This is a genomic window from Hydrogenophaga sp. (assembly GCF_041633695.1).
In the GTDB taxonomy this organism is placed as follows: domain Bacteria; phylum Pseudomonadota; class Gammaproteobacteria; order Burkholderiales; family Burkholderiaceae_C; genus Hydrogenophaga.
This window is the reverse complement of sequence record NZ_JBFJMY010000029.1, coordinates 1-19928: the sequence shown is the minus strand read 5'-3', so window position 1 is coordinate 19928 and position 19928 is coordinate 1. Positions and strand designations below refer to the sequence as shown.

Below are 19928 nucleotides of genomic sequence, written 5' to 3'. Positions count from 1 at the left end.
CACGCACCCACTGCGCCAGGTGCCGGCCTACGACCCAACTGAGCCGGCGCTACGGAATCGAGCCGTTCTTCGGCGCGTCCACACCACCCCGGCTGGGTATGGCGATGTCCACCGCGACGCCCTTCAGGCCGCTGCGTTGGCCGACAAACGAAATACCGCTACGGCCTGGACCAGGCGGCGGGCTTCATTTTGAAGCCCGTTCGACGCCTGCGCCGCTTGTTCAACCAGCGCAGCGTTCTGGTGGGTGACGGCGTCGAGCTCCGCAACAGATTGGCTGACCATGTCCATGCCAGAGCTTTGCTCATCGGCCGCGTTGCTGATTTCCGCGATGTGGTCGGTGACGGACGAGACGTTCTCGACCAGGCGGCGCATTTCGGTTCCGGCCTCTTCAACCGATCGGGACGCCAAGGCACGCACCTCTGACGCGACCACGGCGAATCCGCGGCCTTGTTCACCTGCGCGGGCCGCTTCGACGGCGGCGTTCAGCGCAAGGATGTTGGTCCGGAAGGCGATTGCATCGATCACGCCGACAATGTCCGCCATCTTTTGAGAACTCGCACTGAGTTTCTCCACCGTATGCACACCGTCTGACAGCGAGCGGCCGCTGCGGTTCGCGGAGAGTACGGTTTCCTGGGTGAGTTGGGACACGTGCCGCGCGGAATCGGCCGACCGGCGTTGCCGACCGCGAGCTCGTTGGAGGCCGACGAGACCGTATGGGCGCTGTGGTGGATGGTGACCACGACACCCGCGAGGGCCGCGCGCATACCGGAGAGCGAACGCGTCATCTCCCCCACTTCGTCGGTCCATTGCGTATCCAGCGTTTCAGTCAAGTCACCGTTGGCGACGGATTGTGTCGAGGACTTCAGCACACCGATCGGGCGCACGATCGAGATGGTGATCGCCACGATCAAGAGCACGCCGATACACACCGTGCCTGCCAGCGCCAGCCACATGTCGCTTTGAATACCTTCGACCCGGCTGGCCAAGTCCAGCGTGTCGTTCAGTTTCCCCGCGCTGAGCTCGGTGCGCAGTTCGGAAATCTTCAGATGGACCAGCATCAAACCGGCGAACAGGGGTGCCAGTGCGATCGAGAAGCCAATGAGCAGCCGCACGAGGATAGAAAATCGACGGAAGAAGTACGCGAAGCTTTGAAAAAACGCGGCTGGCGGGGAGTACATTTTTTTGACCTGTTCGAAAAAAGTCGGGGTGGACACGACCCTCATCGACAGAAATGGCCCGTTTCTTAAGCCGATCAGGCCTGTTGTGTGCATGGGCGCGCCACTGGAAAAAATGGCCCGTGGCGGTCTGGTCGTCCGCCTGAAAAGACCCAATTGCCGGTGGAGAAGGGTGCCCCGGCGCCTGCAGCTGGGTGGCGACCGTGGAGGCAGGGCGGTTTATGCCGGTGCGGCGTCGCGGGACGCGCGTGCTTCTGCCTCTATCCAATCGGCCACGCGGCGCACGTCTTGGCGCGGGTTGTCATGGGCACGAACCAGCCAGTACGCATGCGTGGTCTCGCTCCCGTGTTTGACCGGCGCGAGCAGAACCAGGCGGCCCTCGTCCAGCAGCGGCTGGATCAGTTCGAGCCGACCCAGGGCGATGCCCCGCCCATCCAGCGCGGCCTGGATCACCTGATCGTATTGGTTGAACCGCAGCACGCCCCTGGGCTGGGTTTGTGTCCAACCCTGGGCATGGAACCAGTCTGCCCATTGCAGCAGCGGGTGGGAGGGGTGGTCGAGTTCCAGCAGAGACAGCTTGGCCAGCGCCTGGGGTGTGCGCAAGGATTTCAGTCCCAGCGAGGGGTGGGCCACCGGCGCAATCGATTCGCCGAACAAGCGTGTGGCACCGGGCGGTGACTGTGCGGGTGTGGTGTAGCGGATGGCCAGATCGATGCCGTCGTGCCGGAGGTCGGCGACACGGTTGTTGGACGAAACCCGCAAATCCATGTCGGGATGCAGTTTCTGGAAGCGGCTCAAACGGGGCAGCAACCACAGGCCCGTGACGCCAATGCTGGCGCTCAGCGTGACGGGCCGATGCACCCCGTTGGACTGGATCTCGCCCAGAACGTCTTGCAGCTGCTGCACCGCGCCGTCGGCGCTGCGAAAAAGCCGTTCGCCCTCGGCGGTGAAGGCGATGGAGCGGTGGCCACGCACCAGCAATTTGACACCCAGCTGTTCTTCCAACGCGTTGACCTGGCGGCTCACCGCCGACTGCGTGAGACACAAATCCTGCGAGGCCAGTGTGATGCTCATGCGGCGCCCGACCGCGACAAAACCCCGGATCAGGTCCAGCGACGGTAGACGGACAAGCGGCAGTGACATGAGCTGGAGGAATGCGAAGTGGCGAAAAATTTGATTGAAACACGGAAAACGAAAACTTGTAATGGGCTTTCAAACCGGTACGCCGAGGTGTACCTCCCGCCCACTTCGTCCGAGAGATTCCCGTGAAGCCTCTATCCACCACCCGATCCGACCGTGCGCTCGCAACCGCCGTGCCGCCAGAAGCTTGTGTCTGGTGGCAGCAGGCATGGGTGCTGGTGCTGGCGGGCGGCATCGTCATGGGTTTGGCCCTGGGTGTGCGCCACGTGCAAGGCCTGTTTTTTCTGCCCATCACCTTGGAGCGGGGCTGGTCGCGTGAGACTTTCGGCTTTGCCATGGCGGTCCAGAACCTCACCTGGGGCATTGCGCAACCCTTTACCGGCATGGTGGCCGATCGCTACGGGTCGGCCAAGGTGGTGGCGGCAGGGCTGGTCTTTTACGCGGTGGGCCTGCTGCTCATGGTGCATGCGAACACCCCGACCAGCTTCATCTGGAGTGCAGGCGTGTGCATTGGTGTGGGTTTGTCGGGCAGCACTTTTGGCGTGGTGTATGGCGCATTGAGCCGCCTGGTGGCTCCCGAGCGGCGGAGCTGGGCGCTCGGCCTGGCCGGTGCGATCGGTGGTTTTGTGCAGTTTGCGATGGTGCCCATGACCCAGGAAGCCTTGAGCGCATGGGGATGGGGCGGCGCGCTGCTGGCTTTGGCCATTGCCATGGCGATCGCCTTGCCGCTGGCGCGGTCGTTGCAGGACCGTGTCCCCGTTGCGCTACCCGGTGCTGTGGAGCAGCCACTGGGCGCCGCGGTGCGAGAGGCTTTCCGCCACCGTGGTTTCTGGATGTTGAACCTGGGCTTCTTGGCTTGCGGATTTCAGCTCGCTTTTGTGGCGACGCATTTGCCCGCCTACTTGCTGGACAAGGGCATGCAGACGTCGGATGCGGTCACCGCATTGGCCATCATCGCGTTGGCCAATATTTTGGGCACCTACTACTGCGGCGTGCTTGGCGCGCGCTACCGCAGAAAGAAGCTGCTGGCGGGCATCTACTTGCTGCGTACCGCCGCGATGGCGTTGTTTGTGCTGTTGCCCTTGAGCCCGGCGACCTTGTATGTATTTGCCGCCGTCATGGGTTTGGCGTGGTTGGGCACCGCACCGCTGACCAATGGCCTGGTGTCGCAGGTCTTTGGTGTTCGCTACGTCGCCACCTTGTTTGGATTCGTTTTCTTTGGGCACCAGCTCGGCGCATTTCTGGGTGTGTGGATGGGCAGCCGCCTATTTGAAGCCACCCAGTCTTACGACCTGATCTGGTTGTGCGCGATCGGCCTGGGTTTGTTCGCGGCCGCGCTCCATTGGCCCATCGACGACCGCGAGTTGGTGCGGCCGCGCGTCGTCAACGCAGTGGCATGAAGCGGCACTTCGCTTCCGTGTGGAGGCCACTCTTGTGCTGGGTGTCGGTGGCTGTTCCATGTGTGTGGGTCTTTCGCGCCTGGCTAGGCCCCAAGCTCGTCGCGTCGTGGGCCCTGATCTCGTCGTTCTGCAATTGACGCGTGTGGCGACGCCCAACCTGCCACCCGGGTGGCGCCACGAAACCGCGCCGTGCGCGCCGGGTGCGCTTTGCCTGTCCAGAAAACCCCCTCGACCCAAGCCTTTCCGCACCCGTCGCGCTTTTGCCAGCGTCCGCTTAGGAGCGTTTGCCCTCAGCCGAAGCAGCCGCGTCCCAGCCGCCACCCAGCGCTCGGATGAGCAGCACGGTGGCCTGGTGCTGGGCCGCATCGACGCGTGCCGCTTGCCTGCGGTGCAACAGCTCGTTGCGGCGCGCGTCCAGCAATTCCAATTGGCTGACCAGACCGTTGCGGTAGCGCGTTTCCGAGATGGCGCTGGCGCGCAGCGCGGCACCGACCGCGCGCCCCTGGGCTTGCGACTGGTCTTGCAACAGGCGAAGCGCAGACAGCTGGTCTTCCACTTCGCGGAAGGCGCTCAGAACCTGGCTGCGGTAGCTGGCGGCAGCGGCATCCAGTTGCGCCTGGGCACCTTGCACCCCAGCCTCGCGCCGACCGCCGTCGAACAGCGGTGCCGACACCAGCGCACCGATGCCCCAGGCGCGTGCCGACCACTTGAACAAGTCGCTCAGATCGGGCGAGGCGTAGCCGGCCGCTGCCGTGAGCGACACGCTGGGAAACCAGGCCGCCTGCGCCAGGCCCACCCGGGCCTGCGCCGCCAGCAGCGAAGCTTGCGCTGCGGCCACGTCGGGCCGGCGTGCGAGCACGGTGCTGGGCACACCGGCCGGTATCACCGGCAGCACATGGCCAGGGCTCTCGGCGGCCAGGCTGAAGCCCGACACCGGTTCGCCCACGAGCACGGCCAAGGCGTGTTCCAGCTCGGCGCGCTGGCGGCTGAGCGCAAAGACCTCGGCCTCGGTGGCGGCCAGTTCGGTCTGGATGCGGATCACGTCGAGCTCGGCCACGTCGCCCGCGTCAAAGCGGCGCTGTGTGAGCCGCAGGGTGTCGGCGTAGGCGGTGGCGGTGTCCTGCACCAGCGCGCGCTCGCTGTCCGCGGCACGCAGGGCCAGGTAGGTCTGGGCCACCTCGGCCTGCACCAGCAGGCGCGTGCTTTGCAGCAGGGCCTCGCGCGATTGCGCGTCGAGTGCGGCGGCATCCTGCGCGCGCGCCAGGCGACCGAACAGGTCGACCTCGTACGAGAGATCGACACCCGCCTGCAGCAGGGTGGCCGGCGTGGCGCCGCTGGCTGTGTTGGCGCCCGCCCCTCGGGCCGCGTTGGCGCCCACGCCGATCTGGGGCAGGCGGTCGGCTTGCGCACCGCGCACCAGCGAACGCGCCTGGGCCAGCCGGGCGGCGGCCTCCTGGATGCTGGTGTTGTTCGCGCCGGCGCGCTCGGCCAGGTCGTCGAGCACCGGGTCTTTGAATGCCTTCCACCAACTGCCGCGGTCTTGGTTTTCGGCGGCCTGGGCGATGGTCCAGTGGGGCGAAGTTTCCTTGAAGTGTGGTGGCGCCTCGATGGTGGCGGGCAGGGGGGGCAGCGCGGTGGCGCAACCGGCCAGCAACAGGGCGGCGGTCAGCGGCAACAGGTGGCTGAGTTTTTTCATGGTGTGGTCCTTCAATGGGTCAGGGGTGCGGCGGGCACTGCGCGCGCGCTGCCACCGCCGCCGGAGGCAAAGCCTTCCAGATGGGGAATCTCGCCGTGCAGCTTGAGCGCTCGGTTGCCTGCGAGGCGGCGCAGCAGCACGTAGAAAACCGGTGTGAGAAAGAGGCCGAAAGCGGTCACGCCGATCATGCCGGCGAACACCGCCACGCCCATGGCCGAGCGCATCTCGGCGCCCGCGCCGGTGGCCAGCACCAGCGGCAACACACCCATCACAAAGGCCAGCGAGGTCATCAGGATCGGGCGCAGCCGCAGGCGGCTGGCTTCGATCGCGGCTTGCACCGGCGAGCGGCCGGCAAACTCCAGCTCGCGCGCAAACTCCACGATCAGAATCGCGTTCTTCGCCGACAGCCCCACCAGCACGATCAACCCGATCTGGGTGAACACGTTGTTGTCGCCTCCGTCCAGCCACACCCCGGTCATGGCGGCAAACAAGCCCATGGGGACGATCAGGATGATGGACAGCGGCAGCGTGAGGCTTTCGTACTGCGCGGCCAGCACCAGAAACACCAGCAGGATCGCCAGCGGAAACACCCACAGCGCGGAGTTGCCGGCCAGGATCTCCTGGTAGGTGAGTTCGGTCCATTCAAAGCCAATGCCTTTGGGCAGTGTCTCGGCGGCGATGCGCTCGATGGCGTCTTGCGCCTGGCCCGACGAAAAACCGGGCGCAGGACCGCCGTTGATGTCGGCCGAGAGGTAGCCGTTGTAGCGCATCGCGCGCTCCGGGCCGAAGCTGGAATTGACCGTCATCAGCGCCGACAACGGCACCATCTCGCCGGTGTTCGAACGCACCTTGAGCAGACCCACGTCTTCGGCGCGCGCGCGGTAGGGCGCATCGGCCTGGGCGCGCACGCTGTAGGTGCGGCCGAAGCGGTTGAAGTCGTTCACGTACAGGCTGCCGAGGTAGATCTGCATGGTGTCGAAGATGTCGGTCACCGGCACGCCGAGCTGGCGCGCCTTGGTGCGGTCGATGTCGGCGAACAGCTGCGGCACATTGACCTGCCAACTGGTGAACATGCCGGCGAGTTCGGGCGTCTGGTAGGCCTTGGCCATGAAGGCCTTGACCGCCGCGTCCATGGCCTCGTAGCCGAGCGAGCCTTTGTCTTCCAGTTGCAGTTTGAAGCCGCCCGTGGTGCCCAGACCGGCCACCGGCGGTGGCGGGAACATCACGATGAAGGCGTCCTGGATGCTGCCGTAGGCCTGGTTCAACTGGCCGGCGACGGCGCCACCGCTTTGGTCGGCGCGCTGGCGCTCGGCAAAGGGCTTCAAGGTGGCGAACACGATGCCCGAGTTCGAGCTGTTGGTGAAGCCGTTGATCGACAGGCCGGGGAAGGCGATGGCGTCCTCCACGTTCGGATTCTGTTTGGTGATCTCGCCCATGCGGTGGATCACCTCTTCGGTGCGGTCCAGCGTGGCGCCGTCGGGCAACTGGGCGAAGCCGATCAGGTACTGCTTGTCCTGCGCCGGCACAAAGCCGCTGGGCACCGCCTTGAAGAGGCCAAAAGTCACGCCCACCAGTGCGAGGTAGACCACCATCATCAGCGTCTTGCGCGAAATGACGCGCGCCACGCCACCGCTGTAGGCTTCGGAGCCCCGGTGGAAGAGGCGGTTGAAGCCACGGAACAGGGGACCAAATACCTTGTCCATGCCACGCGTGAGCGCGTCCTTGGGAGCGTCGTGGCCACGCAGCAACAGAGCAGCGAGTGCGGGCGAGAGCGTGAGCGAGTTGATGGCCGAGATCACGGTGGAGATCGCGATGGTCACCGCGAACTGCTTGTAGAACTGGCCGGTGAGCCCGCTGATGAAAGCCAGCGGTACGAACACCGCGACCAGCACCAGCGCGATGGCGATGATGGGGCCCGAGACTTCTTTCATCGCGCGGTAGGTGGCCTCGCGCGGCGAGAGCCCGGCTTCGATGTTGCGTTCCACGTTTTCCACCACCACGATGGCGTCGTCCACCACGATGCCGATGGCCAGCACCAGTCCGAACAGCGACAGCGCGTTGATCGAAAAGCCCAGCAGGTGCAACACCGCGAAAGTACCCACCACCGAGACCGGCACCGCCAGCAGCGGGATGATGGAGGCGCGCCAGGTCTGCAGGAACAGGATCACCACCAGCACCACCAGCGCAATGGCTTCGAGCAGCGTGGTGATCACCGATTGGATGGAGGCGCGCACGAACTGCGTGGGGTCGTAGGCGATGCGGTATTCCACGCCCTCGGGCATGTTCTGCTGCAGTTCGGCCATGGTCTCGCGCACCTGGGCCGAGATGTCGAGCGCGTTGGAGCCGGGCGCCTGGAACACGCCCATGCCCACGGCGGGCTTGTTGTTGAGCAAGGAGCGCAGCGAATAGTCGGAGGCGCCCATTTCCAGGCGGCCGATGTCGCGCAAGCGCGTCACGGCACCGTCGGCACCGGCTTTGACGATGATGTCGCCGAACTCTTCCTCGGTCTGCAAGCGGCCCTGGGCGTTGATGGACAACTGCATGTCCACGCCCGGCAGGCCCGGCGATGCCCCGACCACACCGGCTGCGGCTTGCACGTTTTGCCCTCGGATGGCGCTCACCACATCGCTGGCCGAGAGGCCACGCTGCGCGACCTTTTGCGGGTCGAGCCAGACGCGCATGGAGTAGTCACCACCACCGAACACCTGCACCTGGCCCACGCCCTGGATGCGGGCCAACCGGTCCTTGACGTTGAGCACCGCGTAGTTGCGCAGGTAGTTGATGTCGTAACGGTCGTTGGGCGACACCAGGTGCACCACCATGGTGATGTCGGGTGCGCTCTTGACCGTGGTCACGCCCAGGCGGCGCACTTCCTCGGGCAGGCGCGGCGCGGCCTGCGACACCCGGTTCTGCACCAGTTGCTGGGCCTTGTCGGGGTCGGTGCCGAGCTGGAAGGTCACGGCCAGCGTCATCACGCCGTCGGTGGTGGCCTGGCTGCTCATATAGAGCATGCCCTCGACGCCATTGATGGCTTCCTCCAGCGGCGTGGCCACGGTCTCGGCGATGACTTTGGGGTTGGCACCCGGGTATTGGGCACGCACCACGATGGAAGGCGGTGCCACATCGGGGTACTCGGAGATCGGCAGGCCGCGCAAGGCGACCAGACCGGCGATCAGGATCAGCAGCGAGAGCACGCCGGCAAAGATCGGCCGATCGATGAAAAATTTGGAGAAGTTCATGGGATTCGCTTCGTGATCCGGGCTCAGGACTTGGCGACCGCCTGCGGTGCCGCAGAGGGCAGGGCTTGTGCGTTCATGGGCACGGGCTGCGGCTGCACCACGTCACCCGGGCGCACCCGCTGCAGGCCATTGACGACGATGCGCTCGCCCGGCTGGAGACCGCTTTGCACTTTGCGCAGGCCATCGATCGAGGCGCCCAGCGTGACCTCGCGGTATTCGGTCTTGTCGCCCGCACCGACCACCAGCACGTATTTCTTGTCCTGGTCGGTGCCCACGGCGCGCTCGCTCACCAGCAGGCTGCGCGCGGTTTGCGACTGGCCCATGCGGATGCGGGCAAATTGCCCGGGCATCAGGCGGCCATCCGGGTTGTCGAACACGGCGCGCACGCGCACGGTGCCGCTGCGCGGATCCACCTGGTTGTCGATCAGTTGCAGTTGGCCGGTATAGGGCGTGTCGTCCGATTCGGAGGTGCCCATTTGCACCGGAATGCGTTCGACCCGCTGGCGTGTACCGTTGCCGCCATCGGCCAGGCCTTTGAGCGCACGGGCCACGGTTTTTTCGTCGGCATCGAAGCTGGCGTAAATCGGGCTCACCGAAACCAGGGTGGTGAGCACGGGTGCGCCCGGGCCAGCGGCCACCAGGTTGCCCACCGTCACTTCGAGTTTGCCGATGCGGCCGGCCACCGGGGCGCGCACCTGGGTGTAACCCAGGCTGAGGCGTGTCGTCTGCAGCTGCGCCTGTGTGGCCAGCAGGTTGGCTTCGGCTTCGCGCAGCGCGTTCTGCTTGTCGTCGAGCTCCCGCTGGGCGATCGCCTTGTCGTCCCAGAGACGGCGGGCGCGTGCGTGTTCGCTGGTCGCGTGGGTCAGGCGTGCCTGGGCTGCCCCCACCTGCGCCTGGGCTCGGGCCACCTCGGCTTCGTAGGGCGCCGGGTCGATCGAGATCAGCAAGGCGCCCTTGGCCACCAGCGAACCTTCGCGGAAATGCGTGGCCTGCACCACACCCGCGACGCGCGAACGGATGTCCACGCGTTCGACCGCTTCGAGCCGACCCGAGAACTCGTCCCAGGCGGTGGTTTCGCTCTCGGTCACCGTGGCCACGGAAACCGGTGTGGGTGGCGGCGCGCTGGGCGCTGCGCTGGCTTGGGCGGGGGTGGACTCTTGTGCAAGCACGAGCACGGAGATGGCGATCGCGGCCAATGCGGCGGCGGTGGGCCACCAGATGCGGCCCTGGAATGCGGGTAGGCGAGACATGGTTTTTCCTTTTTGAGGGTGAGCAGGACCGCCCCCGGCGGATAACCGGGGTTGGCATTGGGGGATGGAGGGAAAGGGGAGGGGCGCCCGTCAGGAGGGCGGGGGTGTCGCGGCCTGGAAGAAGGCGCGCACATGCTCGCGCACTTCGCCGGCACACGGACATTCCTGCGGCGGCTGCTCGTTCAGCGCGTCCGGCCAGCCGGTGGTGGGCGCCAGCACGCCGCCACTGACGGGGATACCGGCTTCGCGCAGGCGCTCGGCATAGGCCAGCGCTTCGTCGCGCATCGGGTCGTCACCGCCGGTGAGGATCAAGGTGGGCGGCAGGCCGGTGAGGCGCTGCGCGCGGCAGGGCACGGCATACGGGTGCTCGGCGTCCATGGGGCCGCGCAGGTACTGCTTCCAACCGTCGATCCACTTGCAGCAGATGGCTGCTCCCAGCGTTTGCCGCAGCGAGGCGGTGGCATTGCAGGGGTCCAGCATGGGTGCTACCAGGATCTGACCGGCCAGCGGCGGGTGGGCGCGGTCGCGCACCATCAGCGCCACCGCAGCCGCGATGTTCCCACCGGCTTCTTCGCCGGCGACGAACAGCGGAGCACCGGCGCCGGCCAGGCGCGCGCGTTGCTTGTACAACCACGCCAGGGCCACATAGCCGGCTTCCACCGCTGCGGGAAAACGGTGGGTGGGCGCCAGCGGGTAGGCCAGCGAGGCCACCACCGCGCCCGAGCTGGCCAGCAGCTCGGCCATGCAGGCGCTGCTGTCCAGATCGCCGGACACAAAGGCGCCGCCGTGGAAGTGCAGCACAAGAGGGACCGAGCTGGCGCGCGGCTTTTTGCCCCAGACGCGCAGCTCCAGTGGTGGCTTGCCCGGCACCGACAAGGTTTGTGCCGGAACGGGGGGGACGAAGGTGGTGGTAGTTGAAACCATAGACCCGACTATAGGCACACCATGCTTGCGGATAAAGCCCCCTGCTGCCAGTGCTCTGTTTCCATTGCATGAACAATGCGGCCTGAAAGCAGCATACCGAGGACCCAGGGAATGGATCAGATTCAATCAATACGCGTATTTGCGCGGGTGGTGGAGGCGGGCACCTTCACCAAGGCGGCGGAGTCGCTGGACCTGCCCAAGGGCACGGTCACCAAGCTCGTGCAGCACCTGGAGTCGCGGCTGAAGGTCAAGCTGCTCAACCGCACCACGCGGCGCGTGACGGTGACACCCGATGGCGCGGCCTATTACGAGCGCACGACCCGGCTGCTGCACGATCTGGACGATATCGATGCGAGCATGACCAACGCACAAGCCAGCCCCAGCGGGCGCTTGCGCGTGGACGTGGGTGCGTCGGTGGCACAGCTGATCATCATCCCGGCGCTGGCCGACTTTTACCGCCGCTACCCCGACATACAGCTGGATCTGGGCGTGACCGATAGACCGGTGGACCTGATCGCCGACAACGTGGACTGTGTGATACGGGGCGGCGAGCTGCTGGAGCAGTCGCTGGTGGCCCGGCGCGTGGGCAATATGCGGCTGATGGCGGTGGCTTCGCCGGCCTATCTCAAGGCCCACGGACGACCCGCACACCCGTCCGAACTCGAGAGCCAACACACCACGGTGAACTTCTTCTCGTCCCGCACGGGCCGACCCTACGCGCATGTGTTCGAGAAGGACGGTGAGACGGTGGAGGTGGCGGGGCGCTACAAAGTGTCGGTGAACGAAAGCAATGCGCTGACCGCTTCGGTGTTGGCGGGTCTCGGTGTTTCACAGATCGGCGCATTCGCCGCCGTACCTTTGCTCGAACGTGGTGAGCTGGAGCAGGTGCTGAGCGACTGGACCTGCCCCACGATTCCGTTGTACGTGGTGTACCCACCGAACCGCCATCTGAGTGCGAAAGTGCGGGCCTTTGTGGAGTGGGTGGCCGACTTGCTCTCAAGAAATCCCCAGATGTCGCGCTGAGCCCATTCCCCCAGCGTGGGCCAAAGGTTCGCGTTTGTCTGGTCCTCCGTTCCCCATGGAAATCCTGGGGTCCAACATGCATATCGGAAATGCCCCGTATCACGAATATGGGTTGGTCTTGCGCTGTGTGATTGCCTACATTGACCGAGGTAAAAACACAGCTTACGGAGACTCGAATGAACGGAAAAATTGGTCTGGAAGAACATTTTGCAATCGCTGAAACCTTGCAGGATTCGGCGGGTTTTGTGCCCGGCGATTATTGGAAGGAGCTGAGCAAACGCCTGATGGACATCCACGAAGACCGTCTGCGCCAGATGGATGAAAACGGCATGCAGATGATGTTGCTGTCGCTGAACGCGCCGGCTGTGCAGGCGATACCTTCGCCCGAGAAGGCGACCGAGGTGGCCCGGCGCGCCAACGACTACCTGGCCGAGCAGGTGGCCAAGCGGCCCGACCGTTTCCAGGCCTTTGCCGCGCTGGCCATGCAAGACCCCGACGGCGCCGCGCGCGAGCTGGAGCGCTGCGTCAAGGAGCTGGGTTTCAAGGGCGCGCTGGTCAACGGCTTTTCGCAGCTGCACACGCCGGAGAACGTCGTGTACTACGACGCACCGCAGTTCGAGGCGTTCTGGGGCACCGTTGAAGCGCTGGATGTGCCGTTCTACTTGCACCCGAGAAACCCGATCGCATCCTGGGCCCAGATATACGACGGCCACCCCTGGTTGTTGGGTCCGACCTGGGCTTTTGGCCAGGAAACCGCGGTGCACGCGTTGCGCCTCATGGCCAGTGGTTTGTTCGATCGGCATCCCCGCTTGAAGATTGTGCTGGGCCATATGGGCGAGGGCCTGCCCTACAGCATCTGGCGGGTGGACAACCGCAATGCCTGGGTGGATGTGCCCAAGGCCTATCCGGCGAAAAAGCCGCTCGGTACCTATTTTCAGAACAACTTCTACCTCACCACCTCGGGCAACTTCCGCACGCAAACCTTGATCGACGCGCTGCTGGAGGTGGGGGCCGATCGTATTCTGTTCTCGACCGACTGGCCGTTCGAGAACGTGGACCACGCCGCCCAGTGGTTCGATCACGCCGCCATCAGCGAGGCCGACCGCCTGAAGATCGGGCGCACCAACGCAGAGAAGCTCTTCAAGCTCACGCTCTGAATCCAAAAACCGCTAAGAGCGGGCTGGGCGCACCGGCTATTCGTCCACCGCCGACGCGAGCGCTTTGCGGTCCTTGCGCGCCATGGCCTGGGCCACCACCTGGCCAACCGATGGCTCGTGGAACAGGGAGAAGAACAACTCCCGGAGCCAGCGGTTGCCGTCGTCGTGGTGGAAGCGTTCGTGCCACTGTTGGCGGATGGGAAACGGCGTGACGTCGAACGGAGTGGGCGCCACCTTGAGGTCTGAGCGCGAGGCCATCAAGGCATTCGCCAGGCGGTTGGGCGCGGTGAGCAGCAGCTTGGAGCCAGCAACGATGGACGACAAGCCCAACGAGTGGGCGGCGGTCAACACCACCTGGCGTTGCCCCAGCACCCCGGCGCGGCTCAAAGTCTGCTGCAGGGCGGTGTCGGTTTCGCCGCTGGGCCGGTAGGCCATGTGGCAGGCCGCCACGTAGTCTTCAAAGCTCAAGTCGCGCTGGGCCAGGGGATGCGATGCGCTCATGACCACAGCGAAGGTTTCGTCAAACAAACGCTGCTGGTAGCAGTTCTGACCCATGCCTTTCCAGCTGCCCACCGCCAGGTCCACGCTGCCCAGCAGCATGCTTTGCCGAACGTCGGCCTTGGACACGTCCACCGTCTCGAAGCGCACCTGTGGTGCCAGCTCTTGCGCGACCGCGAGCAGGCGCGACATCATGACCAGTTGCCCGATGTCGTTGATGGCGATGCGAAAGCAGCGATCCGAGGTGGAAGGATCGAACTGCTGGCCTTGATCGATGGCGTTGGCGAAATGGGCCAGACCTGCTTCGATGGGGTCGAGCAAGCGCTCGGCCATGGGTGTGGGGACCATGCCATCGGGCGTGCGCACGAACAGCGGGTCGTTGAAGCGTGCGCGCATGCGTTTGAGCGCGTTGCTGGCGGCGGACTGCGTCAGACCGATGCGCTCACCCGCGAGCGTCACGCTGCGGGTGGCGTACACCGCCTGAAAAATCAGAAACAGGTTCAGGTCGAGGGTGTTGATGTTCATGGCGCGCTCCAGGGCAAGGCGGTGGAATCCAGACGCCGCGCGGGCGGGCACGGCGCCGGGCGGTGTTCAGTACTGGCCTTTGGGCTCCAGGCCGAGCAGGTGCTGCCCGACCATGGACGAGACCGCATCCCAGTTCAGACTGATGTGGCGCGCGATCGCATTGGCGTCGCGCCACATGCGCTGCAGCGGCTGGTCCAGTGCCAGGCCCGCGCCGCCGACGCTGGCGAACAGCGCCTCCACAGCGGCCTGCGACATCTTGGCCGTGAACGCGTGGTCGCGCCGGTTGCGGATGCGCTGGTCGATGCTGATGGCGTCGCCCCGGTAGGCGATCTGTTCGACCTCGGTGGTGTCGCGGTAGAGCATGAGACGCGCGGCGTCCACCAGAGCGCTGGCTTCGGCCAAGCGCGATTGCACAGGGAAAAACTGGCTGAGCTGGTTGCCGGCGCCCGCTACCGCGCCGCGCGTCACGCGGGTACCGCAGAGTTCGATGAAGGCCTCGACCGCGCCTTCGGCCGTACCCAATATGGGCGAGACCAGGCAGACCGGCACGGCGGAAAGAAAGGGGATGCGGTAGATCGGGTTGCGGTTCACATCGGCGCCGGGAGGCGCACCGGACGAAAGCTCTGCGAAGGTGATCTTGCGGTGCTCCGGGATGAACAAGGGCTTGTCGATCAGCACCGTCTTGGAGCCGGTGCCCGCTTGGCCGGCCACGTGCCAGTTGTCGTGCACCGACCAGTCGCTGCGGGGCGCCAGCAGGAATCCCGCTGCGGGTGCGCCGCCTTTCTCGGTCGGCGGGAAATGCACGCCCAGAAGCGCCCATTGGGAGTTGTCAACGTTGGACGCAAACTTCCACTGGCCTTGCACCTTGTAGCCACCATCCACCCGCTCGGCCATGGTGGCTGGGGCGTACGAGCCGCAGACGATGTCGTCGGGGTTCTGGCCCCACACATCTTCTTGCGCTTGCAAGGGAAGTGTGCCCATCATCCACTGGTGGATCGCACCCAGCGAACAGCCCCAGGCGGACGAGGTGCAGCCGCGCCCCAGGGTGCTGATGACGTCGATGAAGGCGGTGAACCCGTACTCGTAGCCGCCAAAGCGTGCCGGCTGCATGAGCTTGAAGAAGCCGCCCTCGCGGAAGCGATCGGTGACCTCCGCCGAGACGCGGCGGGCTTGTTCGGTGGCTTGGGCGCGTTCGCGCAACAAAGGCACCAGTGCCTGTGCGGCGCCGACGATCTGGCTCAGCGGCGGGGTGCCGGGCACCGGGCTGGATTGGCCGGGTGCGAACGACGGCGGCAGGGGGATGGGCATGTTCATGGTGTCTCCTGAGGGCTTCCAAACAAAGTGTCTGGCCGAATTAGAGACTTTATTGATTGCATTTGCAATTAATAATATTAGTTATTTACCCTGAAATGTCCCGAAAAACGCCGGTTATGATTTCCCGATCATGCAAGCAAAAAACCGCCCACCATCCACCCCCATGAAGAGCAAAAAGCCCAAATCTGCACCAGAGGCGGCGACGGTTCCAGGCGACTTGCTGGACCATGATCTGGAAAGCGCCATCCCCTACTTGCTTGCACGTGCAGGTATGCGAATGGGGCAGTCGTTCAGCCGCGAGCTCAAGCGTTTTGGGCTCACCTTGACCGAATGGCGGGTCTGCGTCGCGCTGCACCACAAGCCACGCCAGCGCCTGGCCGAATTGGCTTTGCACACGTCGGCAGAGCCGTCCACTTTGTCGCGCACGGTGGACGGCTTGATGAACCGGGGGCTGCTGATCCGCGACCGTTCAGACGAAGACGCGCGGGCGCTGGATCTCAGCCTGACCGACGAAGGTGTGGCCATCACCCAGCGCATCATCCCCTTGGCGCAGCTCTACGACCGCGTGGCGCTGTCGGGCATCGGGGGGGCGCAGGTCGATCTGTTGCGCGACATGCTGCGCCGCATTTACCAGAACATGGCCACGCTGGACCACGAGAGCTGATCCAGGAGAGCGGATGCCCGTGCCGGCTGCGGCACGGCATCGCAAACCGCTACTGCGGTATTTTTTCGGCCAGTTCCCAGACCGATCCCATTTGGCCGGAGTGGAACAGCAAGGGCGTTGCAGGCGTGTTGGAGAAGGCGGTTACCTTGCCCACCAAAATCGTGTGGTCGCCCTCCTGGTGCCGGGAATAGGTGCTGCATTCAAACGTGGCCACGCTGTGCAGCAGCTTGGGGCAGCCACCTGCGCCGGTGGTGAACTGGTCGTCAAACGCGTCGAACTTGTCGGGTGCCGGTCGGGCAAAGTGCAGGGCCAGGTCTTTTTGTTCGCAAGACAGGATGCTGATGACGAAGTGGCGGCTGGAGATGAACACGTCGGCGCTGCGCGCAGCGTCGCGGATGCTCCAGAGCACGAGCGGTGGGGTCAGCGAGACCGACGAAAAAGAATTGATGGTCATGCCCTCGCGCTTGCCGTCGGGTCCGACCGTGGTGACCAGACACACCCCGGTCGGGAACGCGCCCAAGGCCTGGCGAAATTGGGTGGCGTCCACCGTGAGCGGTGTGTCGCCGGTGATCAGCGTCCAAGAATACATAGCTGCTCCTCTTTCTCGTTCGTGAACTTCGGGGTCATGGTCCCGGCAGGTGCCGCCCCGTTTGAAAACCGTTTTCGTATGGCCGTACATCACGGACCGGTGGTGGGCATGTATGCCGCAAAAAGCGGCGCTGCACCGGAGCGGTTTGCCGCGATCGTGACCGTGCGTGGTGTTTCGAAACGGTTGGAACCGCCAGCGAAGTGGCTGCGGTCCACTGCACCACCGACGTGGGTAGAAAACGGGACGCGTTCATCGTACGACCGCTGACGCCATCCGCCCAACCCAACACGTCAATAGCGGACATGCTTGTCATGAATGGACGCTGGTTGCGTGCGCCCGCAAACCCCAGTTGCCGGCCTGCTGGGCTGAAGAGTCGGGCTCTGACTGTGTGGAGTCCTCTTCGGTTGTTGCTACTGAGACGGGCGGCGGCAGGCTTGTCACCGATGCCGAGTGTGGATGTCGGGCCTTGCCTGGGTCAAAGAACGGGGGCGGCGAGTGAACAGGCCCTAAGTGTCGGTGGCTCAGCATGGTGCGTCGCCCTTGTGTGACGAAACGAGCGGGGCGCCTTCAGTAGTTCAGATGCCCTCGGTAGTCCACCACACCGATGTCCACAAACCGGCTGCCTGCTGAGCCCTGCGAGAAGTCCAGCCGGAAGCCGCCGAAATCCATCTCACCGGCGCTCTTGAGAACCCTGGCCAGTTCCGTTGGCGTGGGTTTCTCCATGCGCTTGGCGGCTTCCACAAACAGCCTGGCGCACAAATAGCCTTCCATGTGGAAACTCGTGTACAGCTGGAGTTCTGGAAAAGCCTTGCGCATCGCCGCGTTGAATTCGCGTTGCAAGGGCGATCGTGCGCCCATGGGGTTGGGGAACGCCTGTGCAATGCCGGTGCCACGGGCTGCGCCGCTGCCCACCAGCAGGGTCAGATCTTCTGGCCCAATATAAGACAGGGCGAAGACGGGGAACGAACCACCCACCTGGCGCAAAGCACCTACCGCCTCGGCCATGAAGCTGGGCGGGCCGAGCACCAGCGCGCTTTGCATCTTGGCCTGCACCAGGGCCTGGGCCGCTGCAGCAACCGAGTCGGGCGCGAGAGAGGCTTTGAACCCCGTGACTTCGAGTGCCCCGATTTCCTTGGCCGCTATTTGCGCCGCTTTCAGCCCCGAATGGCCGCCCGGTGCGTCGACAAAAAGCATGCCCATGCGCTCCAGCCCCAGCGTTCTGACATGTTGTGTGACTTTGGCGATTTGCTGGCCGTCACCGGCGCGCACATGGAAGAGCTTGGGGTGTCCGGGCTCCCGGAAGGCTTCTGCGCCTGGCACCGCATTGATGACGACGATGTCGGCACTATCGAGTAGTTTTTCGCTCAACATGCGTTGCACCGACGGTGAACCAAAAGGGGAGAGCAGCGCGAGAGGTTTCCGCTCCAACGCTTCGTGGAAACGCTGCACAAAACGGGTGGGGTCGAGTGCATCGTCCAGCTGAAAGAAGTCGACGCGGTTTCCGTTCACCCCACCCCGCGCGTTGACGGCGGTGAACAAGGCTTGCATGCCTTGGCCGAGTTGAACCACTTCGGGAACCGGCTTGGCGCTCAGTGCGCCGATCTGCGCCACGACCAGGTCTTTGCTCCAGGCCAGTTGGATCGTGAGCAGCAATGTGCTGCCCAGCAGACAGGCACAGGTGAGCTGTCTGGCGGTTTTTCTTGCCATGGTGTGTCTCCAACAGTCATTTTTTGGATCGGCGCCAGGTCAGGTATTCAAGGGGTTTTGAAGACCGGTGGCGCGGGCGCTCTCTAAGAACCGCTCCCTGTCTTCTTCGGTCCTCCTTCTTGTCGGAACGGTGGCGAAAGACCTATTGCTTGGCGCGTTGCTGGAACGACTGGCCACCCACGCCCCAATGGGTTTTGGGCATTTCTTCAACCAGTACCCGCACACTTTCCGGCGGTGCATCCAGGCTGCGCGCGGTGGCCTCGGTCAGGGCGGCGATCAAGGCCTCGATCTTTTCAGGCGGTCGCCCCTGCAGAATCTTCACCAGCAAAACGGGCATGGTGTGGGGTTCAGCTGAAGCGCAGGGAGACGGAGCCGATGTCCTGAAAGCGTGCGGTCACCGAATCGCCGGGCTCCACGCTGTAGGCCTCGGTGGCGCCGCCGGTCATCACAAAGGTGCCTGCCGCAATGTATTCATCGCGTTCGGCCAACATATTGGCCAGCATGGCCACGCTGGCGGCGGGGTCGCCCAGCACGGCGGCACCGGCGGCGGTGGCGATGACCTCACCGTTCTTTTCCAGCACGATGCCCAGGCTGCGCAAATCCACATCTTGAACGCGCCGGGCATGGCCGCCGGTGACAAAGCGGCTGGAGGAGCAGTTGTCGGCCACCACGCTCTTGAGGTCGAACTTGAAGTCCCGGTAGCGCGAGTCGATCACCTCGATCGCCGGGATCACGAAATCGGTGGCGGCCAAAACATCGGCCACGGTGCAGTTCGGACCCTTGAGCGCGGTGTGCAGGACAAACGCGATTTCTGCTTCCACCTTGGGGTGGATCAGGCGGGAGCAGTCCACGTTGCCGCCATCGGGGCACACGTAGTCGCTGGAGAGAAAACCGTAGATGGGATTTTCAACGCCCATTTGTTTCATCTTGGCAAACGAGGTCAAACCCATTTTCAGACCCACGAGCCGATGCCCCTGTGCCTGTTTGCGGCGCCGCAGTTCGTACTGGATGGCGTAGGCGTCCTCCCAATCCATTTGGGGATGGTCGTCCGTGATTTTCACTATGTCGCTGCACAGCAGTTCGGCGCTTTCCAGTTGCTCGGCCAGTTGTTCGATGGTGGCTTGAGGGAGTTGCATGGTGGCGGTGGTCCTATTCAAAGCGGCACGAAGCCGTGCCCAGTTTTCCCAGCGTCATGCGCAACTGGTCGCCCGGCGCGATGGGGAACATGATCGATAACGAGCCTGAGAGGATCAGTTCTCCCGCCTTCAAGGGAATGCCGTAAGCACCCAAGGCGTTGGCCAGCCAGGCCACCGCGTTGACCGGGTTGCCCAGGGTGGCGGCGCCCGCGCCGGTGCCGATGATTTCGCCGTTCTTTTCGAGCACCAGGCCCACCGTGGTCAGGTCCAGGTGTTTGGGGTCTATGCGCTGCGTACCCGTCACGAAGGCCGCAGACGAACCGTTGTCGGCCACCGTGTCCTGGACCTTGATCTTCCAGTCCTGGATGCGGGAGTCCACGATCTCGAAGCAGGGCATCACGCATTCGGTGGCAGCCAGCACATCGGCGTTGGTGATGCCGGGGCCGGTCAGGTCCCGTTTGAGGATGAAGCCGATTTCGCCTTCGCCCTTG

At 64.6% G+C, this 19928-nt stretch carries 18 protein-coding genes; 4 read left to right on the top strand and 14 right to left on the bottom strand.

Annotated features, from left to right (window positions below; genetic code table 11):
* Positions 1 to 123 precede the first annotated feature (123 nt).
* The 3 genes from ABYB95_RS03300 to ABYB95_RS03290 form a co-directional block, all read right to left on the bottom strand.
* Positions 124 to 582: a methyl-accepting chemotaxis protein gene (locus ABYB95_RS03300; protein ID WP_372657020.1), complete on the bottom strand. Its 459-nt coding sequence runs from the start codon at positions 580 to 582 to the stop codon at positions 124 to 126.
* Positions 522 to 1271 carry a HAMP domain-containing protein gene (locus ABYB95_RS03295; RefSeq protein ID WP_372657019.1) on the bottom strand — a complete coding sequence of 250 codons (750 nt, stop codon included), beginning with the start codon at positions 1269 to 1271 and terminating at the stop codon, positions 522 to 524. The genes ABYB95_RS03300 and ABYB95_RS03295 overlap by 61 nt, the downstream gene beginning before the upstream one ends.
* Before the next feature lie 123 nt (positions 1272 to 1394).
* A complete protein-coding gene (locus ABYB95_RS03290) occupies positions 1395 to 2318 on the bottom strand; it encodes a LysR substrate-binding domain-containing protein (RefSeq protein WP_372657018.1) in 924 nt (307 codons plus the stop codon).
* Positions 2319 to 2554: 236 nt separating this feature from the next.
* Between ABYB95_RS03290 and ABYB95_RS03285 the strand changes: the two genes are divergently transcribed.
* Positions 2555 to 3715, top strand: a complete 1161-nt coding sequence (locus tag ABYB95_RS03285) for an MFS transporter (protein WP_372657021.1) — start codon at positions 2555 to 2557, stop codon at positions 3713 to 3715.
* Positions 3716 to 3989: 274 nt separating this feature from the next.
* Here the strand turns inward: ABYB95_RS03285 and ABYB95_RS03280 are convergent, their stop codons facing one another.
* From ABYB95_RS03280 to ABYB95_RS03265, 4 genes are all read right to left on the bottom strand, one after another.
* Positions 3990 to 5411: an efflux transporter outer membrane subunit gene (locus tag ABYB95_RS03280; RefSeq protein WP_372657017.1), complete on the bottom strand. Its 1422-nt coding sequence runs from the start codon at positions 5409 to 5411 to the stop codon at positions 3990 to 3992.
* Positions 5412 to 5422: 11 nt separating this feature from the next.
* A complete protein-coding gene (locus tag ABYB95_RS03275; RefSeq protein WP_372657016.1) occupies positions 5423 to 8650 on the bottom strand; it encodes an efflux RND transporter permease subunit in 3228 nt (1075 codons plus the stop codon).
* 23 nt (positions 8651 to 8673) lie between these two features.
* Complete coding sequence (locus ABYB95_RS03270) at positions 8674 to 9900, bottom strand: efflux RND transporter periplasmic adaptor subunit (protein WP_372657015.1); 1227 nt, start codon at positions 9898 to 9900, stop codon at positions 8674 to 8676.
* 90 nt (positions 9901 to 9990) lie between these two features.
* Entirely contained in the window at positions 9991 to 10824 is an 834-nt protein-coding gene (locus ABYB95_RS03265; RefSeq protein ID WP_372657014.1) for an alpha/beta hydrolase, read from the bottom strand.
* A 111-nt stretch (positions 10825 to 10935) separates the two neighbouring features.
* Here ABYB95_RS03265 and ABYB95_RS03260 point away from each other — a divergent pair, with 111 nt between their 5' ends.
* Together ABYB95_RS03260 and ABYB95_RS03255 are read left to right on the top strand one after the other, a co-directional pair.
* On the top strand, positions 10936 to 11847 hold the full coding sequence (locus ABYB95_RS03260; RefSeq protein ID WP_372657013.1) for a LysR family transcriptional regulator: 912 nt from the start codon (positions 10936 to 10938) through the stop codon (positions 11845 to 11847).
* Between the two features lie 176 nt (positions 11848 to 12023).
* Entirely contained in the window at positions 12024 to 13004 is a 981-nt protein-coding gene (locus ABYB95_RS03255) for an amidohydrolase family protein (protein ID WP_372657012.1), read from the top strand.
* Positions 13005 to 13040: 36 nt separating this feature from the next.
* Here the strand turns inward: ABYB95_RS03255 and ABYB95_RS03250 are convergent, their stop codons facing one another.
* Positions 13041 to 14027, bottom strand: coding sequence for a LysR family transcriptional regulator (locus tag ABYB95_RS03250; protein WP_372657011.1), 987 nt, complete (start codon positions 14025 to 14027; stop codon positions 13041 to 13043).
* Between the two features lie 66 nt (positions 14028 to 14093).
* A complete protein-coding gene (locus ABYB95_RS03245; RefSeq protein ID WP_372657010.1) occupies positions 14094 to 15341 on the bottom strand; it encodes an acyl-CoA dehydrogenase family protein in 1248 nt (415 codons plus the stop codon).
* A gap of 163 nt (positions 15342 to 15504) precedes the next feature.
* Between ABYB95_RS03245 and ABYB95_RS03240 the strand changes: the two genes are divergently transcribed.
* Positions 15505 to 16005: a MarR family winged helix-turn-helix transcriptional regulator gene (locus ABYB95_RS03240; protein ID WP_372657009.1), complete on the top strand. Its 501-nt coding sequence runs from the start codon at positions 15505 to 15507 to the stop codon at positions 16003 to 16005.
* A gap of 49 nt (positions 16006 to 16054) precedes the next feature.
* On the opposite strand, the gene ABYB95_RS03235 is transcribed toward ABYB95_RS03240, so the two are convergent.
* The 5 genes from ABYB95_RS03235 to ABYB95_RS03215 all read right to left on the bottom strand — a co-directional run.
* Entirely contained in the window at positions 16055 to 16594 is a 540-nt protein-coding gene (locus tag ABYB95_RS03235) for a flavin reductase family protein (protein ID WP_372657008.1), read from the bottom strand.
* A gap of 567 nt (positions 16595 to 17161) precedes the next feature.
* Positions 17162 to 18301, bottom strand: a complete 1140-nt coding sequence (locus tag ABYB95_RS03230) for an ABC transporter substrate-binding protein (RefSeq protein WP_372657007.1) — start codon at positions 18299 to 18301, stop codon at positions 17162 to 17164.
* Between the two features lie 142 nt (positions 18302 to 18443).
* Complete coding sequence (locus ABYB95_RS03225; protein ID WP_372657006.1) at positions 18444 to 18638, bottom strand: 2-hydroxymuconate tautomerase family protein; 195 nt, start codon at positions 18636 to 18638, stop codon at positions 18444 to 18446.
* A gap of 10 nt (positions 18639 to 18648) precedes the next feature.
* The gene (gene dmpH / locus ABYB95_RS03220) at positions 18649 to 19437 is read right to left on the bottom strand and encodes a 2-oxo-3-hexenedioate decarboxylase (RefSeq protein WP_372657005.1); all 789 of its coding nucleotides are present in this window, start codon (positions 19435 to 19437) and stop codon (positions 18649 to 18651) included.
* Positions 19438 to 19450: 13 nt separating this feature from the next.
* A partial coding sequence (locus tag ABYB95_RS03215; RefSeq protein ID WP_372657004.1) for a fumarylacetoacetate hydrolase family protein occupies positions 19451 to 19928 on the bottom strand: 478 nt, incomplete at its 5' end.